The sequence below is a fragment of the Kitasatospora sp. NPDC004272 genome (assembly GCF_053603035.1).
Genome location: NZ_JBSGET010000113.1, coordinates 1 through 19779 on the forward strand (window position 1 = coordinate 1; position 19779 = coordinate 19779).

Genomic DNA, 19779 nt, shown 5'->3' on the forward strand with positions numbered 1-19779 from the left:
GCCGAAAAAGCGAACGGGGACGCGAAAAGGAACGCGACCCGTCACGGATCATCGAACTGGTTTCTCAGGGGATTGGCCGCCCCGGGACCGTCCACACGGATTGCGTGTCCGGTGCTCCCTGTCGAGCGACCAGTGAACACTACGCCGATCAGCGAGTGGATGCAAACTCGTCCGCGCGGACCACCCAGTCGCAGGCCGTGCGGGTGCTCGTCACGTAGGCGGCGTTGGGGCGGTCGTTGTCGTCGATGCGCCGGCGGGAGGCCGCCTCGTCCTGGCCGCCGGCGGTGTGGCGGGCCAGCAGTCGGGTGTCCCGGGCGCTCTCGTCCGCGTCGACGTACCAGAGTTCGCGCAGCAGGGCCCGGGCGTCCGTCCAGGGGGCGGCGGGGGCGGCGAGGTAGTTGCCCTCGGTGATGACGAGCCGGGTGTGGGGGCGGATGAGGTGGCGGGCGGCGACCGGCTCGTCGAGGGCGCGGTCGAAGTCGGGGGCGTAGAGGTCGTGGAAGCGGTCGGCGGCGACGCGCTGGAGGAGGGCCAGGTACCCGTGGGCGTCGAAGGTCTCGGGGGCGCCCTTGCGGGGGCGCAGGCCGAGGCGGTCGAGCTGGGCGTTGGAGAGGTGGAAGCCGTCGAGGGGGAGGTGGGCGGCGGTGTCGGGGCCCTCGCGGCGGTTGATCTCCTCGGTCAGCAGGCGCGCGAGGGTGGACTTGCCGGCGGCCGGCGGTCCGGCCAGGCCCAGGATGACCCGTCCGGTACCGCTGCCGGGGCCGCGGAGCAGGCCGAGGGCTCGGGACACCACCTGCTCCGCGACGGCGGCGGGCTGCTCGGGGGCGGCAGCGGCGGAAGCGGTGCTGGGGGTGCCTTCGGCGTGCATGGCTCGCACCCTACGCGCCGGTAGGGCCGCTGAGAACAGGCGCGTCCAGGGTGAGCGTGCCGGCGTCGGCGTCCAGGGTGGCGGGGACGCCGAGCGGGACGGTGATCGAGGACGGGCAGTGGCCGAAGCCGAGTTCCCACAGGACGGGGACGCCGAGTCCGCCGAAGTGGTCGAGCATCACGGCGCGCACGCCGTCGAGCGGGCCGCAGCCGTCCCAGGAGCCGAGGACCACTCCCGCCACTCCGTCCAGGGCCCCGCTGCGGCGCAGTTGGGTGAGGATCCGGTCCAGTTGGTAGGGCTGCTCGTTGACGTCCTCCAGCAGGAGCAGGCCACCGGCGAAGGACGGACGCGCGCCGGGGGTGCCGCGGTCGGCCGCGAGCAGGGAGGCGCAGCCGCCCATCAGGACGCCGTGGGCCCGTCCGGGGACGAGGGCGGTGGCGTCGGGGCCGGTGAGGAGGGTGGTGGCGGTGGGTTCGAAGAGGGTGCGGCGCAGGTGTTCGGCGGTGGCGGGGTCGGTGCTGAAGACGTTGGTCCCGGGCATCGGGCCGTAGAAGGTGGGGACGCCGAGCCGCTGGGCGAAGGCTTCGTGCAGGACGGTGACGTCGCTGAAGCCGACGAGCGGCTTCGGTGCGGCGGTGCGCATCGCGTCCCAGTCGAGGAGGTCGACCATCCGGTGCGCGCCGAAGCCGCCGCGGGCGCAGAGGACGGCGGCGATGTCGGGGTCGAGCCAGGCGGCTTGCAGGTCCGCGGCGCGGTGGGCGTCGGCGCCGGCCAGGTGCGGCAGCGTGGGGTGGGTGTCGTGGAGGTGCGGGAGGACGGTGACGTCCAGGCCCCAGGTGCGGAGGATGTCGGTGCCGAGGGCGAGTCGGGCAGCGTCGATCGCGCCGCTGGTGGCGGCGAGGGCGATCCGGTCGCCGGGGCGGAGCGGGCGCAGGGGCATCCGGTACTCCTTCGGGGAGCGCGAGCGAGGGGGTGGCAGGGGGCGGAAGGCGGTCGGTCGTTGTTCCAGGGCTCCGCGGTTCCGCTGTTCCGTCTGCCGACGGTATCCCCCGTTCGGGGACGGTCCATCCCGGCGGCCACCGCCGGGGCGGACCGTGCGGGGCCGGCTAGCAGGTGCCCATGGCGGCGCGCACTTCGTCGAGGGTCCGGTCGGCGATGGCGTTGGCGCGGGCGTTGCCGGTGCGCAGGACCTCGCGCAGCACGGTGCGGTCGGCGGCGAGTTCGGCGCGGCGGGCCCGCAGCGGGCGGAGGTGCTCGTTGACCGCCTCGGTGGCGGTGCGCTTGAGGAGGGCGGCTCCGCCGTCGCCGATCTCCTCCGCGACGGCGTGCGGGTCGCGGTCCTGGCAGAGCGCGGTGAGGAGCAGCAGGTTGGAGACGCCGGGGCGGTTCGCGGGGTCGTAGCAGATGCGGCGGTCGGAGTCGGTGACGGCGCCGCGGAGCAGCCGGGCGGTCTCGTCCTCGTCGGCGCCGAGGGCGACGGCGTTGCCCCGGCTCTTGCTCATCTTGCCCGCGTCGGTGCCGAGCAGCAGCGGGGCGCGGGAGAGCAGGGCCTGCGGCTCGGGGAAGAGGGTGGTGTAGCGGTCGTTGAAGCGGCGGGCGATGGTGCGGGTGAGTTCCAGGTGCGGCAGTTGGTCCTGGCCGACCGGAACGAGGTCGGCCTTGCAGAACAGGATGTCGGCGGCCTGGTGGACGGGGTAGGTGAACATCAGCCCGCTGACGGTGCCCTGCCGGGAGTGGGCGATCTCGTCCTTGACGGTGGGGTTGCGGGAGAGTTCGGCGACGCTGACCAGGCTGAGGAAGGGCAGCATCAGCTGGTTGAGGGCGGGGACGGCGCTGTGGGTGAAGATCGTGGCGCGCTCGGGGTCGACGCCGGCGGCCAGGTAATCGAGGACCAGGTTCTCCGCGTGCTCGGCGGGGAGGTCGGCGCGGTCCCGGTCGGTGATCGCCTGGTAGTCGGGGATCACGATCATCAATTCGAGTCCCCGGGACTGGAGTTGGACGCGGTTGCGGAGCGTCCCGAAGTAGTGGCCGAGGTGCAGCGGGCCGGTGGGGCGGTCACCGGTCAGGATGCGGTGGTGCCCTTCGGCCGTGGTGGCGACCAGCGGGTTCGTGCTCTCCGCGGCGGCGTCGCGGTCGGTGGTGGCGGGGACGGTGGTGGCGGTCATGGCGGGGCTCCTCGGTGGTCGGGTGGTGGTGCCGCCCGCCGGGGTGTGCCCTGGTCCGTCCGAGACGATCGCGCCGGGGCCGCCCTTGCGGACGGCCCCGGAGTCATGTGTGGGGAGCGGCCGTCCTAGGACGGCCACCAGCACGGGCATGACGTGAGGGACATGCTCCCAACCCTAGCCACGGCTTGAACGACCGCAACGGGTTTGTCCCCGCGCCCGCCCCCGTGTTCGCCCCCGTCCGCCGCCCCCTCGCCAGTCCCGGTGCCCGCCCGACGCCCCTCCCCACGGACGGGAACCATTGGCCGGGTGCGTACGTCCCTTGGCCCAGCACGCACCGGTGGTGCAGGATCGGGCGAGCTCGGACTCCGGAGGGGCACAGCCATGACCTCGCTCGACCAGAACGCATCGGACCGACCGTACGGAGACGTCAACCGCCGTGCGGCGAAAGCGGGTTCGGCGGGCAGTGGTGCCGCGGACGCACCGGGGCCGACCGGGGGCGAGGGCACGGACACCGGCGCTACCGGGGCGGTCGAGTGGTCGCCGGGGGCGTGGGGTGTCAGCGAGCCGGCGGGTCGGGCGCGTCCGCAGCGGCGGCCCGCGCCTTCACGGCGGTTGAGCCAGGTACGGGCGTTGGCCCCGGGGGCGGACGGGTACCGGGCTGAGGCGGAGGAGGTCGGGCCCGGGCGCGAGGACGGATCGCCGGATCCGCTGGGCGTGCCGATGGGGGTGCTGATCGGCGGGTCGCCCGGGGCGGCCGAGGCGACCGGTCCCGCCGGGCGGGCCCCGGACCGCCGGGTGTCGGCGCAGCTGCTGCGGTTCGGTTCCGGCACCTGCCAGGTGGTGCTGCCGGACTGGCGGCCGGCCATCGCGGTGTCGGTGCCCACCGAGCAGCTGCAGCGTTCGACCGGGCTGGGTCCGGAGGAACTGCGGTCCGCCCTGCTCTCGGTGGTGATCAACCCGGAAGCGGTGCACGACCGCGAGTTGGGGATGCGTGACTGGCGGGCCGAGTTGCCCGCGGCCGGCGGACGTCGGCGGGGGCGGCGTCCGGTCCGCTGAGCAGGCCCGGCCGGCCGTGCGTACGGGCCGGTCACCGTGACCGACGCGGCGCCGCCACGAACGGGAGCGGTTAGGGCTGGGCGGTGTGCGGGGCGCCGTTGGGCACGTAGCCCAGGTGGACCGGCTCGATCGAGTCCGTTCCGGCGCTGCGGAGCCCGGCGAGCAGGGTGGTCAGGTTCGGCGGCCAGGTCGGGTCGGCGTCCGGCGCGGCGAGTTCGTCCGGCGTCCACCAGTGCCAGCCGAGGATGCCGTCGACCCGGTGGACCGCCGCCACGTCTCCGGGCTCGCGCCGCGGGCCGTGCGTCAGGAAGATGTGCTCGTGCTGGCGGACCGGGGTGCCGTGCCAGGTGAAGTCGTGCTCCCAGGTGCAGAGGAGCGGGCCCGGCCGGAGGTCGGTCCAGCCGGTTTCCTCGCGCAGTTCCCTGAGGGCGCCCTCGGCCGGGGACTCGCCGGGTTCCAGACCGCCGCCCGGTGCGTTCCAGTGCACCCCGACCTCGGAGTTGTCCGACCGGAACAGGAACACCTCGCCCTCCGGCGAGAGCACCAGCGTCCGCGCCGCCTGGCGTGGGCGCCGTTCACGGACGGGCTTCCGGGCACTCGTGATCCATCGCACCCGCTCACCCTGGCAGAGCCCGGGAGGGGTGTCGATCCGGTTTTCGGGCAGCCCGGCACGGACCGGTACGCGGCCGGGCGGACCGACAAGCGGACCGACAGGCGGGCCGACCGGCGGGCCGGTCGACGTACGGACCGGCGGGCCGACCGACGGATGGACCGGTGGGCCGGTCGACGCGCGGGGCAAGGGGTTTCCGGGCTCCCCGCCGATCGGTGCGCCTAGTCTGAGCCGCATGGTCGATCCCGCCGTCATCCTGCCGTCCGACCCGCTGCTCCCCCGTCGGGTGGACCCGCACTTCGCCTGGGAGGCGGGGGCGCTCCGGGCGGTGGGCGGCGGCCACGTCCTGCTCGACCACGACGCGCTGCTCGCCGGGGACGCCGAGGCCGCCGCCCGCCGGGTCCCGGCCGGTCCCGGGCCGCTCTGGTACCGGGGCTGGATGATCCCCACCGCCCGGTACGCCGAGCTCGCCGAGGTCCTGGCGGCCCGCGGCCGACCGCTGCTGACCGGGCCGGACGCGTACGCGACCGCCCATGAACTGCCCGGCTGGTACCGGACGTTCGAGTCGCTGACGCCGGCGAGCAGTTGGCTGCCCGGGACGGTCTGGGACCGCTCGGCGCTGGCCGCGGCGGCGGCCGAGTTGGGCGGGCGGGGGCCCGCGGTGGTGAAGGACTACGTGAAGTCCCGCAAGCACGAGTGGGCCGAGGCCTGTTACGTGCCCGACCTGGCCGACCTCGACGCGCTGGACCGGGTGGCGTCGCGCTTCGCCGAACTGCAGGGCGAGTTCCTCTCGGGCGGGCTGGTGGTGCGCCGCTTCGAACCGTTCGTCCGGGCCGCGGACGGGCGGGCGGAGGAGGCCCGGGTCTGGTGGTTGGACGGCGAACCGGTGCTGGTCGGCCCGCACCCCGACAGCCCGGCACACCGGGTGGAGCCCGAGCTGTCCGCGGTCCGTCCGCTGGTCCGGCGGTTGGGGTGCCGCTTCGTCACCACCGACCTGGCCCGCCGCGCCGGGACGGGGACGGCGGAGGCGGAAGGGGCCGAGGCCGGGCAGTGGCGGGTGGTGGAGGTCGGGGACGGTCAGGTCAGCGAACTGCCGTCCGGGGCGGACGTGGAGACGCTGTTCCGGGCGCTGCTGAAGGCGTAGTCCGGGCGGGCGTCGCGGCGGATGTCGCGGTGGGCATCGCTGCGGGCGCTGCGGTCCTCCGGGTGGGTGGACGGTGCCGGGCGGCGCTGGCCGGGAATGCGGGCGGCCGGGTGGGTGGCGGGCTGGGTTGCGAGGTGCGCAGTGGCGGGCCTGGTCGCGGGGCGCCGTCGGCCGGTGATCCGGCGCCAGGCCGGGCGCCCGGGGGCGGAGCGGGGGCCGGCCGGGCGGCGGGGTGCGTTCGGCCGGGCGGCCAGGACCAGCGGACCGGCGCTGAGCGCCAGCAGGGCGGCGAGCACCGCGCCCGTTCCCGGGTACCCGACGCCGCTCGCCAGCGTGGTGCCGGTCAGCGGCCCGCAGGCGATGCCGAGGGCGGAGGCGGCGGAGGTCTGAACGGCCCGGCGGCCGCTCGGGTCGAGGGCGGCGGCGAGGCCGAGCAGGTGGCTGAGCACCAGCGGGTAGAGCAGGTTCCACAGCAGTTCACCGGTGGTGAAGGCGGCCGGGCCGCGGGCCGTACCGGTCAGCAGGGCGCACCCGGCGATCACCAGGGTGCCGAGCCCGATCGGGACCGTTCGGCCGATCCTGGTGCCGAGCACGCCCGCCGCGGTCACCCCCAGCAGGCCGCCGAACAAGGCCAGCGCGAACACCAGGCCGAGGGCGCTCTCCCCCAACCCGGCCTGGCGGTGGCCCAGTTGGCCGCTGATGCCCCAGAGTGCGTTCTGCGCCATCGACCAGAACGGGATGGCCAGGACGAGTGCCGCAGCGCGGCCCCGCGTCCCCTCTCCGGGGGCAGCACCGGCCCTGGCCCTGGCCACCCGCCGTTCGCCGGCCCGCACCGGGCCGGTCCTGCCACTCCGGGGGACGGCGGCGGCCAGCGCCGCCAGGGCGAGTGCGGTGAAGGGCGCTGCCGTCCCGCTGCCGAGGTGCGGGAGCAGCAGGTAGAGCCCGGCCGCGGTGCCCGAGGTGGCGAGCAGGGCGCGGACGGTGCCGCGGTGCGGGTCCGACGTTCCGGCGATGCCCGTGGTGGCGACGGCGGTGACGGCGCCCGCGCCGAGGCCGGCCACCGCCAGGGCGGTGGTGAGCAGCGGCAGTTGCGGCCCGGTGGCGGCGAGCGCGCAGCCGAGTGCGAGCAGGGCGAGTCCGGTCCGGGCGGTGCGGGCCGGACCGATGGCCGCGACGCGTCCGGCGAGCAGCAGCGCGACGGTGGCGGAGGCGAGCAGCAGGGTGCTGCCGAGGGCTCCGGCCTGGGTCGGGGTGAGTCCGGCCCCGCCGGTGAGGCGTCCCACCAGGGTGGGCAGCAGGTAGGCGGGGAGTTGGCCGGCCGTGTAGAGGGCGACCGGGGGCGGCGCGGACGCGCGTGGGCGCATGGGCGTGGCCTCTCGACCTGGTGACGGGGGTGGTGCTCCCGTCCCCTCCGTCGGTCGCCCGTTCTGTGTACCAGCCGTGCCGCCGGTGGTGGCCGCCGGTGGCCGAGTCGCAATCGGTGAGCCGCCCAGTTGCGTCCCGACCGAGACAGCTCCGTGATCGAACGGCCTTTTCCCACCAAGGCCGGCGCCCGCTTCCCGCCCCGGTGGGCCCGGGGTGGCAGGGGCGGCGGCCTCGGCCGGGGCTCAGCCGACCGGGCCGACCGGGCGGACCGGGCGGACCGGACCGACCGGGCCGCCGACGCGTTGGTGTGCCGGTGTGCCGGTGTGCCGGTGGCCCGGTTCCGGGATCAACCGAGGGCCGGTGCGGGCTGCCCCTCCGCGATGAAGGCGTTCCAGAGCCTGGCGTAGGCGCCGTCGCGGTCGAGCAGTTCGGCGTGGGTGCCGTCCTCCACTATCCGGCCGTGGTCAAGGACGACGATCCGGTCGGCCCGTTCGGCGGTGGTGAGCCGGTGGGCGATGACCAGGGTGGTGCGTCCGCCGCTGAGCCGGTCGGCGGCGTGGTTGACGGCCGCTTCGGTGGCGAGGTCGAGCGCGGCGGTGGCCTCGTCGAGCAGCAGGATGTCGGGGTCGACCAGTTCGGCCCGGGCGAGGGCGATGAGCTGGCGCTGACCGGCGGAGAGGTTGCGGCCGCGGGGTGCGACCCGGTGCCGGTAGCCGCCGGTCAGCCGGGTGATCATGTCGTGGGCGCCGACGGCCCTGGCCGCCGCTTCGACCTCGGTGTCGCTCGCGTCGGGGCGGCCGTAGGCGATGGCGTCCCGGACCGTCCCCGCGAAGAGGTACGCCTCCTGCGGGACGACGCCGAGCCGGTGCCGGTACCCGTCCAGGTCGTAGCTGGTGAGGTCGGTGCCGTCCACCTGCAGGGTGCCGCCGGTGGCGTCGTAGAACCGGGCGACCAGCTTGACCAGGGTGGACTTGCCCGCTCCGGTCTCGCCGACCAGGGCGACGGTCTGGCCGGGCGGGATGTGCAGGTCGATGTTGGAGAGCACGTCGGGGTTGCCCTCGCCACCGCCGTTGTACGCGAAGCTGACGTTCCGGAAGTCGATCTCCCCACGCAGTTCGCCGACCGGGACGGGGTGCTCGGCCTCGGGCGTGCTGGTGGGGGTGCGCATCAGGTCGCGGATCCGGCCGAGGCCGACGGCGGCCTGCTGGTAGCCGTCGAAGATCTGCGAGAGCTGGTTGACCGGTGCGAAGAACAGGTCGATGTAGAGCAGGTAGGCGACCAGGGCGCCGATGGTGAGGGTGCCGTCGTCGACCCGGGAGGCTCCGGCGATCAGCACCAGGGCGGAGGCGACGCTGGAGAGGAACTGGACGAACGGGAAGTACAGCGAGATGTAGAACTGCGCCTTGGCCCTGGCGTGCCGGTAGGCGAGGCCGCGCTCGACGAACCGCTCGGTGTTGGCGTCCTGCCGGCGGAACGCCTGGACGATCCGCATGCCGGCGACGTTCTCCTGCAGGTCCGCGTTGACGGTGCTGATCAGGTCGCGGGAGACCTGGTACTGCTGGGCGGACTTCTTGCGGAACACCAGCGTGGCGACGATCAGCGGGGGGAGCACCGCGAAGACCACCAGGGCGAGGCCGGGGTCGATCACGATCAGGGCGGCGAAGATGCCGAAGAAGGTGAGGACGCTGACCACCGCAGTGACCACACCGGTCTGCAGGAACGAGGAGATCGAGTCGACGTCGGTGGTCATCCGCGTCATGATCCGGCCGGTCAGTTCCCGCTCGTAGTAGTCGAGGCCGAGCCGGTTGAGGTGCGCGAAGATCTTCAGCCGCAGCGTGTAGAGGACGCGTTCGCCGGTGCGGCCGGAGACCCGGCTCTCGGTGGCCTGCACCAACCAGTCGAGCAGGACGACGGCGAGTGCCAGCAGGGAGGCGGTCACGACGCCGCCGAGCGCCGCCTTGCTGACGCCGTCGTCGATCCCGTGCCGGATCAGGACCGGCAGGGTGAGCCCGGCCGCGGTGTCCAGGGCGACCAGGAACAGCGCGAGCAGCAGGGGGTGGCGGAACGGGGCGAGCAGCCTGGCGAGGCTGAACCGGGGGTCGGCGGCCTCGGCCCGTTCGACCGGGATGTCGGGGGCGTCGGTCGCGGGCGGCAGGTCGGCGACCTTGGCGAGCAGTTCGGCGTCCGCCCCCGGCTTATCGGTCGGCTTCTCGGTGGCCGGGGCGGCGGTCCGTGCGGCCGGGGCCCCTGCGGTGGTCGGCTCGGGAGCCGCTCCGGCGGCGGGGGCTGCCAGCGCGTCCGGGTCGGTGATCAGTGCCCGGTAGCGCGGACATCGGGCGGTGAGTTCCTCGTGCGTGCCGACGTCGATCAGCCGGCCCGCGTCCAGCACGGCGATCCGGTCGGCGAGCTGCAGGGTGGAGCGGCGGTGGGCGATCAGCAGGGTGGTCCGGCCGGCCATCACGCTGTGCAGCGCGTCGTGGATCTCCGCCTCGATCTGCGGGTCCACCGCGGAGGTGGCGTCGTCGAGCAGCAGGATGCGCGGGTCGGTGAGGACGGCCCGGGCGAGCGCGATGCGCTGGCGCTGACCGCCGGAGAGGGTGAGGCCCTGCTCGCCGACCTTGGTGTCGTAGCCGTCGGGGAGCTCTCGGACGAAGCCGTCGGCCTGGGCGATCCGGGCGGCGGCCTCGATCTGCTCCTCGGTGGCCTCCGGGTGCCCGTAGGCGATGTTGGTGCGGACGCTCTCGGAGAACAGGAAGCTCTCCTCGGGCACGATGCCGATGGCGGCGCGCACCGAGTCGAGGGTGACCTCGCGGACGTCCTGCCCGAACAGCCGGACCGTTCCGGCGGTGGGGTCGTAGAAGCGGGGCACGAGCTGGGCGACGGTGGACTTGCCGGAGCCGGACGAGCCGACCAGGGCCAGCGTCTCCCCCTGGGCGAGCCGCAGGCTGAGGCCCTCCAGCACCGGGACGCCGTCGGGGGTGCTGCCCGGCTCGGGGTGCTCCTCGGCGCGGTAGTGGAAGTCGACCCGGTCGAGTTCCAGCGCGGGGGTGCCGGACGGCGCGGCGTCCGGGGCGAGCGGGCGGGCGTCGGCGGGCTCGGAGACCAGCGGGCGCTGGTCGATCAGTTGCAGGACCCGCTCGACGCCGGCGCGGGCCTGCTGGCCGACGGTGATCACCATGGCGAGCATCCGGACCGGGCCGGTCATCTGCGCCAGGTAGGTGGAGAAGGCGACGAAGGTGCCGAGCGTGACGTCCCCCCGGACGGCCAGCCAGCCGCCGACGGCGAGCACCGCGACCTGCCCGAGCGCGGGGACGGCCTGCATGGCCGGGGTGTAGCGGGCGTTCAGCCTGATCGAGCGGAGCCGGGCCGCGAAGAGCTCGCGCGAGGCGCGCTCCAGCTTGCCGCGCTCCTGGGCCTCCTGGCCGAAGCCCTTGACCACCCGGACCCCGCCGATCGCGGCATCCACCACGCCCGCGACCTCGGCGGCCTGCTGCTGGGCGGCCCAGGTGGCGGGGAACAGGCGCTTGCGGCTGAGCGTGGCCAGCCACCACAGGACCGGCCCCATCACCAGGGCGATCAGGGTGAGCGGCGGGGAGAGCCAGAACATGACCGCCAGCGACATGACGAACATCAGGGCGTAGCCCGTCATCATCGGCATCATCGACAGCAGGCCGTTGACCAGTTGCAGGTCGGAGGTGGCCCGGCCGACCACCTGGCCGGTGTCCAACCGGTCCTGCCGGTGCCCGTCGAGCCTGGTCAGCGAGCGGAACAGGTCGGCGCGCATGTCGTGCTGGACGTCCAGCGCGAGCTGGCCGCCGTAGTAGCGCCGGACTTGGGTGCAGAGGAACACCACCGCCGCCGCGACCAGCAGCAGGACCGCCCACGGGGTGAGCGGGCGGCTGTGCGTGGTGATCACGTCGTCGATGATCAGTTTGGTGATGAGCGGGACGATCGCGGTGACCGCCATGCCCACCAGGGACGCCCCGAAGGACAGCAGCAGGTTACGGCGGTACCGCCAGCAGTAGCCGCCGAGCCGGCGGAGCCAACCTCGCTCTGGGAAACCATGAGTCTCGGGCATATTTAGTGATGCTAACCATTCGACCGGCTGAGCGTCCATCGGGTTCGAGGGCGCATGGAAGGCTGAACGACCTTGGGCCGATCTTCCTTCCCGTCTACAGGTTGCCCTCCGGCACCGTGGTGCGCCTCATGCGATCGGCCAGACCTGGGTCAGCCGATCGTCCTAGGCGGAGGGTGTAGGCAGCCTCACCCCCGACCTGCGGCCGGGTACCGGTGCCCGCGGGTCAGGCGGTCGGGCGGGTCCGTTCGACCTCCGCGGCGGCGGCCGCGAACGCCCCCTGGGCGAGCGCGCGCAGCAGGGCGGCCATGCTGTCGCGGGCCAGTCCGGTCCGCTCGGCGCCGGGGTCGGCCGGGGAGTTCGGGGCGTTCTGGGCCGACTGCGGCGCGGCGCTGTGCGGGGTGGAGTTGAGCAGCCCGAACACCGCGTGCACGGCGGCGCGGGCGACCGGTTCCGCCTCGGGGGCGGCCAGCGGCGGGAACGCCTCGCGCACCACCTCGACCCAGAGCTCGACGTAGCCGCGCTGGAGCCGGCGCACCCGGCGGCGGTCCGCCTCCTTCAGGTGGAGCAGCTCGCGGTCGTGCAGGGTGATCAGGTCCCGGTCGTCCAGGGCGAAGTCGATGTGCCCGTCGATCAGGGAGTCCAGTGCGGCACGCGGCCCGGCGGCCTCGCCCTCGCGGCGCCGGCCCTCGTCCAGCAGGCGCTCGCTGATGCCGACCAGGAGGTCGGCGAGCATCGCGTCCTTGCCCGCGAAGTGGCGGTACAGGCCGGGGCCGCTGATGCCGACCGCCTTGCCGATCTCGTCGACGCCGACCCCGAGGAAGCCGCGGGCGGCGAAGAGCCTGGCGGCCTCTTTCCGGATCTGGTCACGGCGTGGGAGCGCGGGGGCGGGAGCGCGGTTGGGCATGCTGCCCATCGTAGACAGTCGGGTTATCGATGGTTAACCTGGCCACAGAGTTAACGCTCATTAACACGGGCTGGCCGGCTCGCCCTTCGGCCTGCCCGGATCCGAATCCGAGGACAAGGGAGCTCTTAGGATGGTCCTCTCTTCGGCACAGACCCCTCCGTGGTCCCCCGCCCCTTCCGAGCAGGCGACTTTGGCCGCTCCGCCGTTCCGTGCCGCCGACGCGCCGGCTCCCCGCCTGGAGAGCACGGCCGATCCGTCCGCCGGGGCGGCCGACGCCCGGGCCCACCGGGAGCTGGTCGCCGAACTGCGCGGCAAGCTCGCGGCGGCGGCGCTTGGCGGCGGCGAGAAGGCGCGGGCCAAGCACGTCGCCCGCGGCAAGCTCCTCCCCCGGGACCGGGTGGACACCCTGCTGGACCCCGGCTCGCCGTTCCTCGAACTGGCCCCGCTGGCCGCGGACGGGCTGTACGACGGCGCCGCCCCGGCCGCCGGGGTGATCGCCGGCATCGGCCGGGTCGCCGGGCGCGAGGTACTGGTGGTGGCGAACGACGCCACGGTCAAGGGCGGCACCTACTACCCGATGACGGTGAAGAAGCACCTGCGCGCGCAGGAGGTGGCCCTGGAGAACCGGCTGCCCTGCGTCTACCTGGTGGACTCCGGCGGGGCGTTCCTGCCGATGCAGGACGAGGTGTTCCCCGACCGCGACCACTTCGGCCGGATCTTCTACAACCAGGCGCGGCTGTCCGCCGCCGGGATCCCGCAGATCGCGGCGGTGCTGGGCTCCTGCACCGCGGGCGGCGCCTACGTCCCGGCGATGAGCGACGAGGCGGTGATCGTCCGCAACCAGGGCACCATCTTCCTGGGCGGCCCCCCGCTGGTGAAGGCAGCCACCGGCGAGGTGGTGACCGCCGAGGAACTGGGCGGCGGCGACCTGCACTCCCGCACCTCGGGCGTGACCGACCACCTCGCCGAGGACGACGCGCACGCGCTCTCCATCGTCCGCACCATCGTGGCCGGGCTCGGCCCGCGCGCCGCCCGGCCGTGGCCGCTCGCCCCGGTCGAGCCGCCCGCGGTCGACACGGCCGGGTTGTACGGCGTGGTGCCGGTGGACCCGCGCACCCCCTACGACGTGCGCGAGGTGATCGCCCGGCTGGTGGACGGCAGCCGGTTCGCCGAGTTCAAGGCCGAGTACGGCACCACCCTGGTGACCGGCTTCGCCCGGATCCACGGCCACCCGGTCGGCATCGTCGCCAACAACGGCGTCCTGTTCGCCGAGTCCGCGCTCAAGGGCGCGCACTTCGTCGAGCTGTGCGACCAGCGCGGCATCCCCCTCCTCTTCCTGCAGAACATCACCGGGTTCATGGTGGGCCGCCAGTACGAGGCCGGCGGCATCGCCAAGCACGGCGCCAAGATGGTCACCGCGGTGGCCTGCACCCGGGTGCCCAAGCTGACGGTGGTGATCGGCGGCTCGTACGGGGCCGGCAACTACTCGATGTGCGGACGGGCCTACTCACCCCGATTCCTGTGGACGTGGCCGAACGCGAAGATCTCCGTGATGGGCGGGGAGCAGGCGGCCTCGGTGCTGGCCACCGTCCGCCGCGACCAGCTGGAGGCCCGGGGCGAGCCCTGGAGCGCCGAGGACGAGGACGAGTTCAAGCGCCCCGTCCGCGAGCAGTACGAGCGCCAGGGCAACGCGTACTACGCCACCGCCCGGCTGTGGGACGACGGCGTGATCGACCCGCTGCAGACCCGCACCGTGCTCGGCCTGGCGCTCACCGCCTGCGCCAACGCCCCGCTCGCCGAACCCCGCCCGTTCGGGGTCTTCCGCATGTGAGGCCCGGCCCGCCGGACCACCGTCAGTGACACGCCGTCAGTGACGCACCCTCAACCCGCCCACCGTTCCCTTCGTGACGGAGGAACACCTCTCATGTTCGACACCGTGCTCGTCGCCAACCGCGGCGAGATCGCGCTGCGGGTGATCCGCACCCTCCGGCGGTTGGGCGTGCGGTCGGTCGCCGTGCACAGCGACGCGGACGCCGACGCCCCGCACGTCCGGGCCGCCGACCTCGCGGTCCGGCTCGGGCCCGCCGACCGGAGCGACAGCTCGGCCGCCGAGACCTACCTGCGGACCGACCTGATCCTGGACGCCGCCCGCCGGACCGGCGCGCAGGCCGTCCACCCCGGCTACGGGTTCCTGGCCGAGAACTCCGCGTTCGCCGGGGCCTGCGCGGAGGCCGGGCTGGTCTTCATCGGTCCGCCGCCGGCCGCGGTGGAACTGATGGGCGACAAGATCAACGCCAAGGAGGCCGTCCGGGCCGCCGGGGTGCCCGTCGTCCCCGGCAGCGAGGAGGGCTCGCCCAGCGACGAGCAGTTGGTCGAGGCGGCGGACCGGATCGGCTACCCGGTGCTGCTCAAGCCCTCGGCCGGCGGCGGCGGCAAGGGCATGCGGCTGGTCCGCGAGCCGGCCGAGCTGCCCGCCGAGCTCGCCGCGGCCCGCCGGGTGGCCCGCACCGCGTTCGGCGACGACACCCTGTTGCTGGAGCGCTGGGTCGACCAGCCCCGGCACATCGAGGTGCAGGTCCTGGCCGACACCCACGGCCGGACCGTCCACCTCGGCGAGCGCGAGTGCAGTCTGCAGCGCCGCCATCAGAAGCTCATCGAAGAGGCCCCTTCCGTCCTGTTGAACCCCCGGACCCGCGCCGCGATGGGCGCGGCCGCGGTGCGCGCCGCCGAGTCCTGCGGCTACACCGGCGCCGGCACGGTCGAGTTCATCGTCCCCGGCGGTTCCGCGGGACCGGACGCGGACGACGTCCTCGACTTCTTCTTCATGGAGATGAACACCCGCCTCCAGGTGGAGCACCCCGTCACCGAACTGGCCGTCTCCGTGGCCGGGCCCGAAGGCCCGCAGCGGTTGGACCTGGTCGAGTGGCAGTTGCGCGTCGCCGCGGGCGAGGCACTGCCGTTCACACAGTCGGACGTCTCCTTCCTGGGCCACGCGATCGAGGCCCGGATCTGCGCCGAGGACCCGGAGCGGGACTTCCTGCCCACCGGCGGTGAGGTACTGCTGCTGGACGAGCCCTCCGGGGAGGGCGTCCGGGTGGACTCCGGAATCGCACCCGGCGACCGGGTCGGCAGCCTGTACGACCCGATGCTCGCCAAGGTGATCGCGTACGGGCCCGACCGCCCGACCGCGATCCGTCGGCTGCGGGCCGCACTCGCCGAGACCTGCATCCTGGGCGTCACCACCAACACCGGCTACCTGCGCCGGCTGCTGGCGCAGCCCGAGGTGACGGCAGGGCGGCTCGACACCGGTCTGGTGGAACGCAGCGCACAGCAGGACGCCTCCCTGCTGAGCTCCCCGTACACCCGTCCCGAATCGATCGACCTGCTCTACTTCGCCGCCGCACTGCTGCGACAGCTCGAACTCGGCCGCGCCGACGCCTCCGACGGCTGGACCGATCCCTTCTCCCTCCCTTCGGGCTGGCGGCTCGGTGGCGAGGCCGCGTGGACCACGCACCGGCTCCGGCTCCCCGGCCGCGACCCGGTCACCGTGCGATGCCGAATGACTACCAGTGGTGAAATCGAGAGCGCTATCGGTTTTCCCGCGACGTCCGCCCCGGAGTGGGAGGTGCGGTTGGACGACGCACCGGTCCGGCGGGCCCGCGCGAGCCGGGCCGGAGACCTGCTGCGCCTTGCGGTTGACGGCCTGCAGGCCACTTTCACGGTCGTCCCGGAACGCACGCCGGACGGCGTCACCCACTGGCTGGGCGCCGACGGGGACGCCTGGCCCGTTCACCCGTTCGACGTAATCGCGGAGCGCGCCGCAGCCGGCGCCGTCCACCACGGCTCCCTCACCGCACCGATGCCCGGCACCGTCACCGTGGTCAAGGTCGAACCCGGCGAACGGGTCCGCCGGGGCCAGCCCCTGCTGGTCCTGGAGGCCATGAAGATGGAGCACGTCATCTCCGCGCCCCACGACGGCACCGTCGACGACCTGCGGGTGGCCGCCGGGGCGACCGTCGGGATGGACGCGCCCCTGGTGACGGTCACCCCGGCCGAGGAACCGGCCGCCCCCGCCCCGTCCCTGCCGGAGGCGGCCCGGTGAACGCCCCGACGACCGAACCGACCGTGCTGGAGCTCGGCCTGCCGCAGCCGGTGCGCGACCCCGGGCTGCCGGCGCGGGTCCGGATCCACGAGGTCGGCGCGCGCGACGGGCTGCAGAACGAGGCCGTCCTCGTCCCCGTCGAGGTGAAGGCCGAGTTCGTCGCCCGGCTCGCCGCCGCCGGGCTGCGCACCGTCGAGGCCACCAGCTTCGTCCGCCCCGAGTGGGTGCCGCAGCTGGCGGACGCGGAGGAGCTGATGCCCCGGCTGGCCGACCTGCCCGCGCGGTACCCGGGGCTGCGGCTGCCCGTCCTGGTGCCCAACGAACGGGGGCTGGACCGGGCGCTGGCCCACCGCGCCGCCGAGGTCGCGGTGTTCGCCAGCGCCACCGAGACCTTCGCCCGGCGCAACCTCAACCGCTCGGCGGACGGGGCGATGGCGATGTTCCGCCCGGTGGTCGGGCGCGCCGCGGACGCGGGCATCCCGGTGCGCGGCTACCTGTCGATGTGCTTCGGCGACCCGTGGGAGGGCCCGGTCCCGGTCGAACAGGTGGTCCGCCACGGCCTGGCGCTGCTGGAGATGGGCTGCGCCGAGCTGAGCCTCGGCGACACCATCGGCGTCGCCACCCCCGGCCACGTCAACGCGCTGATCGAAGCGTTCACCCGTTCCGGTGCTCCGGTCGAACGGCTGGCGGTGCACTTCCACGACACCTACGGGCAGGCCCTCGCCAACACGCTGGCGGCGCTGCGCTGCGGCGTGACCGTGGTGGACGCGTCGGCCGGCGGTCTCGGCGGCTGTCCGTACGCCAAGAGCGCGACGGGCAACCTGGCCACCGAGGACCTCGTCTGGATGTTGAACGGCCTGGGCGTGGAGACCGGCGTGGACCTCGCCGCGCTCGCCGCGACCAGCGGCTGGATGGCCCGTCACCTCGGCCGCCCCAGCCCGTCGAGGACCGTCCGCGCCCTGCTCGGGCCGACCGACTGACCCCTAGACGACCTCCGACTCCCCACCTCCACCAGGCCCACCAGGCCGCGATCCCGGGAGGATCAGCCGTGCTCGACCACCGCCTGAGCAGTGAGTACGAGGAACTCCGCCGCACCGTAGCGGAGTTCGCCAACGACGTGGTTGCGCCGAAGATCGGCGAATACTACGAACAGAACGAATTCCCGTACGACATCGTCCGGGAGATGGGGCGGATGGGCCTGTTCGGGCTGCCGTTCCCGGAGGAGTACGGCGGCATGGGCGGCGACTACTTCGCGCTCTGCCTGGTCCTGGAGGAACTGGCCCGGGTCGACTCCTCGGTGGCGATCACCCTGGAGGCCGCCGTCTCGCTCGGCGCGATGCCGATCCACCTGTTCGGCACCGAGGAGCAGAAGCGCGAGTGGCTGCCGAAGCTGACCTCCGGCGAGGTGCTCGGCGCCTTCGGCCTGACCGAGCCCGAGGGCGGCACGGACGCCGGGGCGACCCGGACCACGGCGCGCTACGACGAGGCCACCGACGAGTGGGTGATCAACGGCAGCAAGTGCTTCATCACCAACTCCGGCACCGAGGTGACCGGGCTGGTGACCGTCACCGCACTGACCGAACCGATCACACATTCGAGTGATGGGTCGTCAAATCACTCGCCCACCAGGGAAATCTCCTCCATCATCGTTCCCACTGGGACTCCCGGGTTCCAGGTGTCGAAGAAGTATTCGAAGGTCGGGTGGAACGCCTCGGACACCCGCGAACTGTCCTTCACCGACTGCCGGGTGCCCGCAGCCAACCTGCTCGGGCGCCGCGGCCGCGGTTACGCCCAGTTCCTGCGCATCCTCGACGAGGGCCGCATCGCCATCGCGGCCCTGGCCACCGGCCTGGCCCAGGGGTGCGTCGACCAGTCGCTCTCGTACGCCGCCACGCGCCGCGCCTTCGGCCGGCCGATCGGCGCCAACCAGGTCATCCAGTTCAAGCTCGCCGACATGGAGACGCGCGCACACACCTCCCGCCTGGCCTGGCGGGACGCCGCCTCCCGGCTGCTGCACTCCGAGCCCTTCAAGAAGGAGGCAGCCATCGCCAAGCTGTACGCCTCCGAGGCCGCGGTCGACAACGCCCGGGAGGCGACCCAGATCCACGGCGGATACGGCTTCATGAACGAGTACCCGGTCGCCCGCATGTGGCGCGACTGCAAGATCCTGGAAATCGGAGAAGGCACTTCGGAGGTCCAACGGATGCTCATCGCCCGCGAACTCGGCATGACCACCTGACCCAGCGCCCTTCCTTCCACGTCCTGACCCGGCTCCCGCTCTGACCTGCCGGACCGGACCTCTCCAGCGGCCCGACCCGCAGCGGTCCGACCCGTAGCGGTCCGATCCGTAGCGGGCAGCTCGGTGCCGGTCAGGACGGGAACGGGGGCAGGGCCGACGCCCCGGCGTCGCTGTCGATCTGGTCGTAGCGCTCCAACGCCAGTTGGAACGCCGTCGGTTGGATGCGCACCGCGCCGGAGAACGGCCCGCTCATCACCGCCACCATGCTCACCCCGAACGCCACGGAGGCGCCCACGAAACACATCAGCACCAGGTTCCGCGGATTGGAGGTCAGCCCGATCACCGAGGGGGTGGCCAGCACGAACACCGCCCCCACCAGCAGGCCGCCGATCGCCAGGACGGGCACCGACGCACGGAGATCACCCAGCCGTGCGTTCCGCTTGGCGTTGACCTCGGACAGGCTCCGCAGCACATCGGTCCGAGCACTCGCCTCGGTCTGACTGTGCACCGCGGCCTGGTCGACGGCGGCCCGCACCTGGTCGACCGCCCTCCAGGCGGCCAGACTTCCGGTGCCGTGCTGCATGGCGGCCCACTCGTCGTCGATCACCACCCTGGTGTAGGCCCGCAGCCTCTCCCGCACCACGGGCCGGTCGACACCGGGCAGGCCGCCCGCGGTCCAGTACGCCTCCGTGAGGGCCCGCGACTCCTCATAGGTGTGCTGGCGAGCCGAGTTCAACTGCTGCCAGGTGCCGGCAATGCTGAACCCCAGGAAGAGCGCGAAGAAGCCGAGGATCGCCGCCCCGGCGAAGGACAACGCCTGCGGCGTCGTCGACCCTTCGCGCGCCCGCCTGGTCCGTCCCAGCAGCAGACCGATCACCAGCGCCAGCGCCGCCCCCGACACGGCGGCGAGGGCGACGGTCAGCACGGGGGCCCGGCCAGGCCCGCGCCCGCACGCGCGCTCGTGTCCGTACCTGCACCTGCACCTCCACCGGTGCCCGTGCTCGTGCTGTTTGCGCTGCTCGGCAACGACAATGCCGCCGCCGAGCAGGTCGGAGCCCTTCTCGGGCCGCCGGCCGCTGGAGCCCGCTCCGGCTCGATCCTTGACTCGACAACAGTTGCGCTTTCAAGAGTGCTCGCACCGGTGACGTCCCCGAGTGCCCCGCCGAACGCAGCCGTGACCGCGAACACGGCTGTCGCTCCTCCGGGGCACGGACCGAGCACGCTCCGCACCGCCTTCACGGCCGACGC

Annotated in this window: 14 protein-coding genes; 6 read left to right on the plus strand and 8 right to left on the minus strand. The window is 73.7% G+C overall.

The features are described 5' to 3' along the window. Positions 1 to 148: 148 nt before the first annotated feature. From ACWEO5_RS28350 to trpS, 3 genes are all read right to left on the minus strand, one after another. A complete protein-coding gene (locus ACWEO5_RS28350; protein WP_452165048.1) occupies positions 149 to 868 on the minus strand; it encodes a nucleoside/nucleotide kinase family protein in 720 nt (239 codons plus the stop codon). Positions 869 to 878: 10 nt separating this feature from the next. Beyond that, positions 879 to 1808, minus strand: a complete 930-nt coding sequence (locus ACWEO5_RS28355) for a S66 peptidase family protein (protein WP_452165049.1) — start codon at positions 1806 to 1808, stop codon at positions 879 to 881. 166 nt (positions 1809 to 1974) lie between these two features. Then, on the minus strand, positions 1975 to 3183 hold the full coding sequence (gene trpS, locus ACWEO5_RS28360; protein WP_452165050.1) for a tryptophan--tRNA ligase: 1209 nt from the start codon (positions 3181 to 3183) through the stop codon (positions 1975 to 1977). Positions 3184 to 3747: 564 nt separating this feature from the next. Between trpS and ACWEO5_RS28365 the strand changes: the two genes are divergently transcribed. Continuing rightward, positions 3748 to 4089 carry a hypothetical protein gene (locus tag ACWEO5_RS28365; RefSeq protein WP_452165051.1) on the plus strand — a complete coding sequence of 114 codons (342 nt, stop codon included), beginning with the start codon at positions 3748 to 3750 and terminating at the stop codon, positions 4087 to 4089. 70 nt (positions 4090 to 4159) lie between these two features. Here ACWEO5_RS28365 and ACWEO5_RS28370 read toward each other — a convergent pair whose 3' ends face one another. Then, positions 4160 to 4702 (minus strand): NUDIX hydrolase, encoded by a 543-nt coding sequence (locus tag ACWEO5_RS28370; RefSeq protein ID WP_452165052.1) that lies wholly within the window; start codon positions 4700 to 4702, stop codon positions 4160 to 4162. A gap of 232 nt (positions 4703 to 4934) precedes the next feature. Here ACWEO5_RS28370 and ACWEO5_RS28375 point away from each other — a divergent pair, with 232 nt between their 5' ends. Continuing rightward, positions 4935 to 5843, plus strand: coding sequence for an ATP-grasp domain-containing protein (locus tag ACWEO5_RS28375; RefSeq protein ID WP_452165053.1), 909 nt, complete (start codon positions 4935 to 4937; stop codon positions 5841 to 5843). Here ACWEO5_RS28375 and ACWEO5_RS28380 read toward each other — a convergent pair. From ACWEO5_RS28380 to ACWEO5_RS28390, 3 genes are all read right to left on the minus strand, one after another. After that, complete coding sequence (locus ACWEO5_RS28380) at positions 5777 to 7207, minus strand: MFS transporter (RefSeq protein WP_452165054.1); 1431 nt, start codon at positions 7205 to 7207, stop codon at positions 5777 to 5779. The genes ACWEO5_RS28375 and ACWEO5_RS28380 overlap by 67 nt on opposite strands. A gap of 347 nt (positions 7208 to 7554) precedes the next feature. Continuing rightward, positions 7555 to 11286, minus strand: coding sequence for an ABC transporter ATP-binding protein (locus ACWEO5_RS28385; RefSeq protein ID WP_452165055.1), 3732 nt, complete (start codon positions 11284 to 11286; stop codon positions 7555 to 7557). Positions 11287 to 11509: 223 nt separating this feature from the next. Beyond that, positions 11510 to 12190, minus strand: a complete 681-nt coding sequence (locus ACWEO5_RS28390; RefSeq protein WP_452165056.1) for a TetR/AcrR family transcriptional regulator — start codon at positions 12188 to 12190, stop codon at positions 11510 to 11512. 130 nt (positions 12191 to 12320) lie between these two features. On the opposite strand from ACWEO5_RS28390, the gene ACWEO5_RS28395 reads away from it, so the two are divergent. The 4 genes from ACWEO5_RS28395 (at position 12321) to ACWEO5_RS28410 (ending at position 18531) form a co-directional block, all read left to right on the plus strand. Next, the gene (locus ACWEO5_RS28395) at positions 12321 to 14021 is read left to right on the plus strand and encodes a carboxyl transferase domain-containing protein (RefSeq protein WP_452165057.1); all 1701 of its coding nucleotides are present in this window, start codon (positions 12321 to 12323) and stop codon (positions 14019 to 14021) included. A gap of 93 nt (positions 14022 to 14114) precedes the next feature. Continuing rightward, the gene (locus ACWEO5_RS28400; RefSeq protein ID WP_452165058.1) at positions 14115 to 16292 is read left to right on the plus strand and encodes an ATP-binding protein; all 2178 of its coding nucleotides are present in this window, start codon (positions 14115 to 14117) and stop codon (positions 16290 to 16292) included. Continuing rightward, on the plus strand, positions 16289 to 17272 hold the full coding sequence (locus ACWEO5_RS28405; RefSeq protein ID WP_380273360.1) for a hydroxymethylglutaryl-CoA lyase: 984 nt from the start codon (positions 16289 to 16291) through the stop codon (positions 17270 to 17272). Before ACWEO5_RS28400 ends, ACWEO5_RS28405 begins: the two co-directional genes overlap by 4 nt. Positions 17273 to 17340: 68 nt before the next feature. Then, on the plus strand, positions 17341 to 18531 hold the full coding sequence (locus ACWEO5_RS28410; protein ID WP_452165059.1) for an acyl-CoA dehydrogenase family protein: 1191 nt from the start codon (positions 17341 to 17343) through the stop codon (positions 18529 to 18531). Positions 18532 to 18661: 130 nt separating this feature from the next. Here ACWEO5_RS28410 and ACWEO5_RS28415 read toward each other — a convergent pair whose 3' ends face one another. Next, positions 18662 to 19456 (minus strand): bestrophin-like domain, encoded by a 795-nt coding sequence (locus tag ACWEO5_RS28415; RefSeq protein ID WP_452165060.1) that lies wholly within the window; start codon positions 19454 to 19456, stop codon positions 18662 to 18664. Between the last annotated feature and the right edge of the window lie 323 nt (positions 19457 to 19779).

Coding starts and splice junctions, on each gene's coding strand:
- ACWEO5_RS28350 (WP_452165048.1), bottom strand. CDS start 868: ATGCACGCCGAAGGCACCCCCAGCACCGCTTCCGCCGCTGCCGCCCCC.
- ACWEO5_RS28385 (WP_452165055.1), bottom strand. CDS start 11,286: ATGCCCGAGACTCATGGTTTCCCAGAGCGAGGTTGGCTCCGCCGGCTC.
- ACWEO5_RS28400 (WP_452165058.1), top strand. CDS start 14,115: ATGTTCGACACCGTGCTCGTCGCCAACCGCGGCGAGATCGCGCTGCGG.
- ACWEO5_RS28375 (WP_452165053.1), top strand. CDS start 4,935: ATGGTCGATCCCGCCGTCATCCTGCCGTCCGACCCGCTGCTCCCCCGT.
- trpS (WP_452165050.1), bottom strand. CDS start 3,183: ATGCCCGTGCTGGTGGCCGTCCTAGGACGGCCGCTCCCCACACATGAC.
- ACWEO5_RS28380 (WP_452165054.1), bottom strand. CDS start 7,207: ATGCGCCCACGCGCGTCCGCGCCGCCCCCGGTCGCCCTCTACACGGCC.
- ACWEO5_RS28390 (WP_452165056.1), bottom strand. CDS start 12,190: ATGCCCAACCGCGCTCCCGCCCCCGCGCTCCCACGCCGTGACCAGATC.
- ACWEO5_RS28395 (WP_452165057.1), top strand. CDS start 12,321: ATGGTCCTCTCTTCGGCACAGACCCCTCCGTGGTCCCCCGCCCCTTCC.
- ACWEO5_RS28355 (WP_452165049.1), bottom strand. CDS start 1,808: ATGCCCCTGCGCCCGCTCCGCCCCGGCGACCGGATCGCCCTCGCCGCC.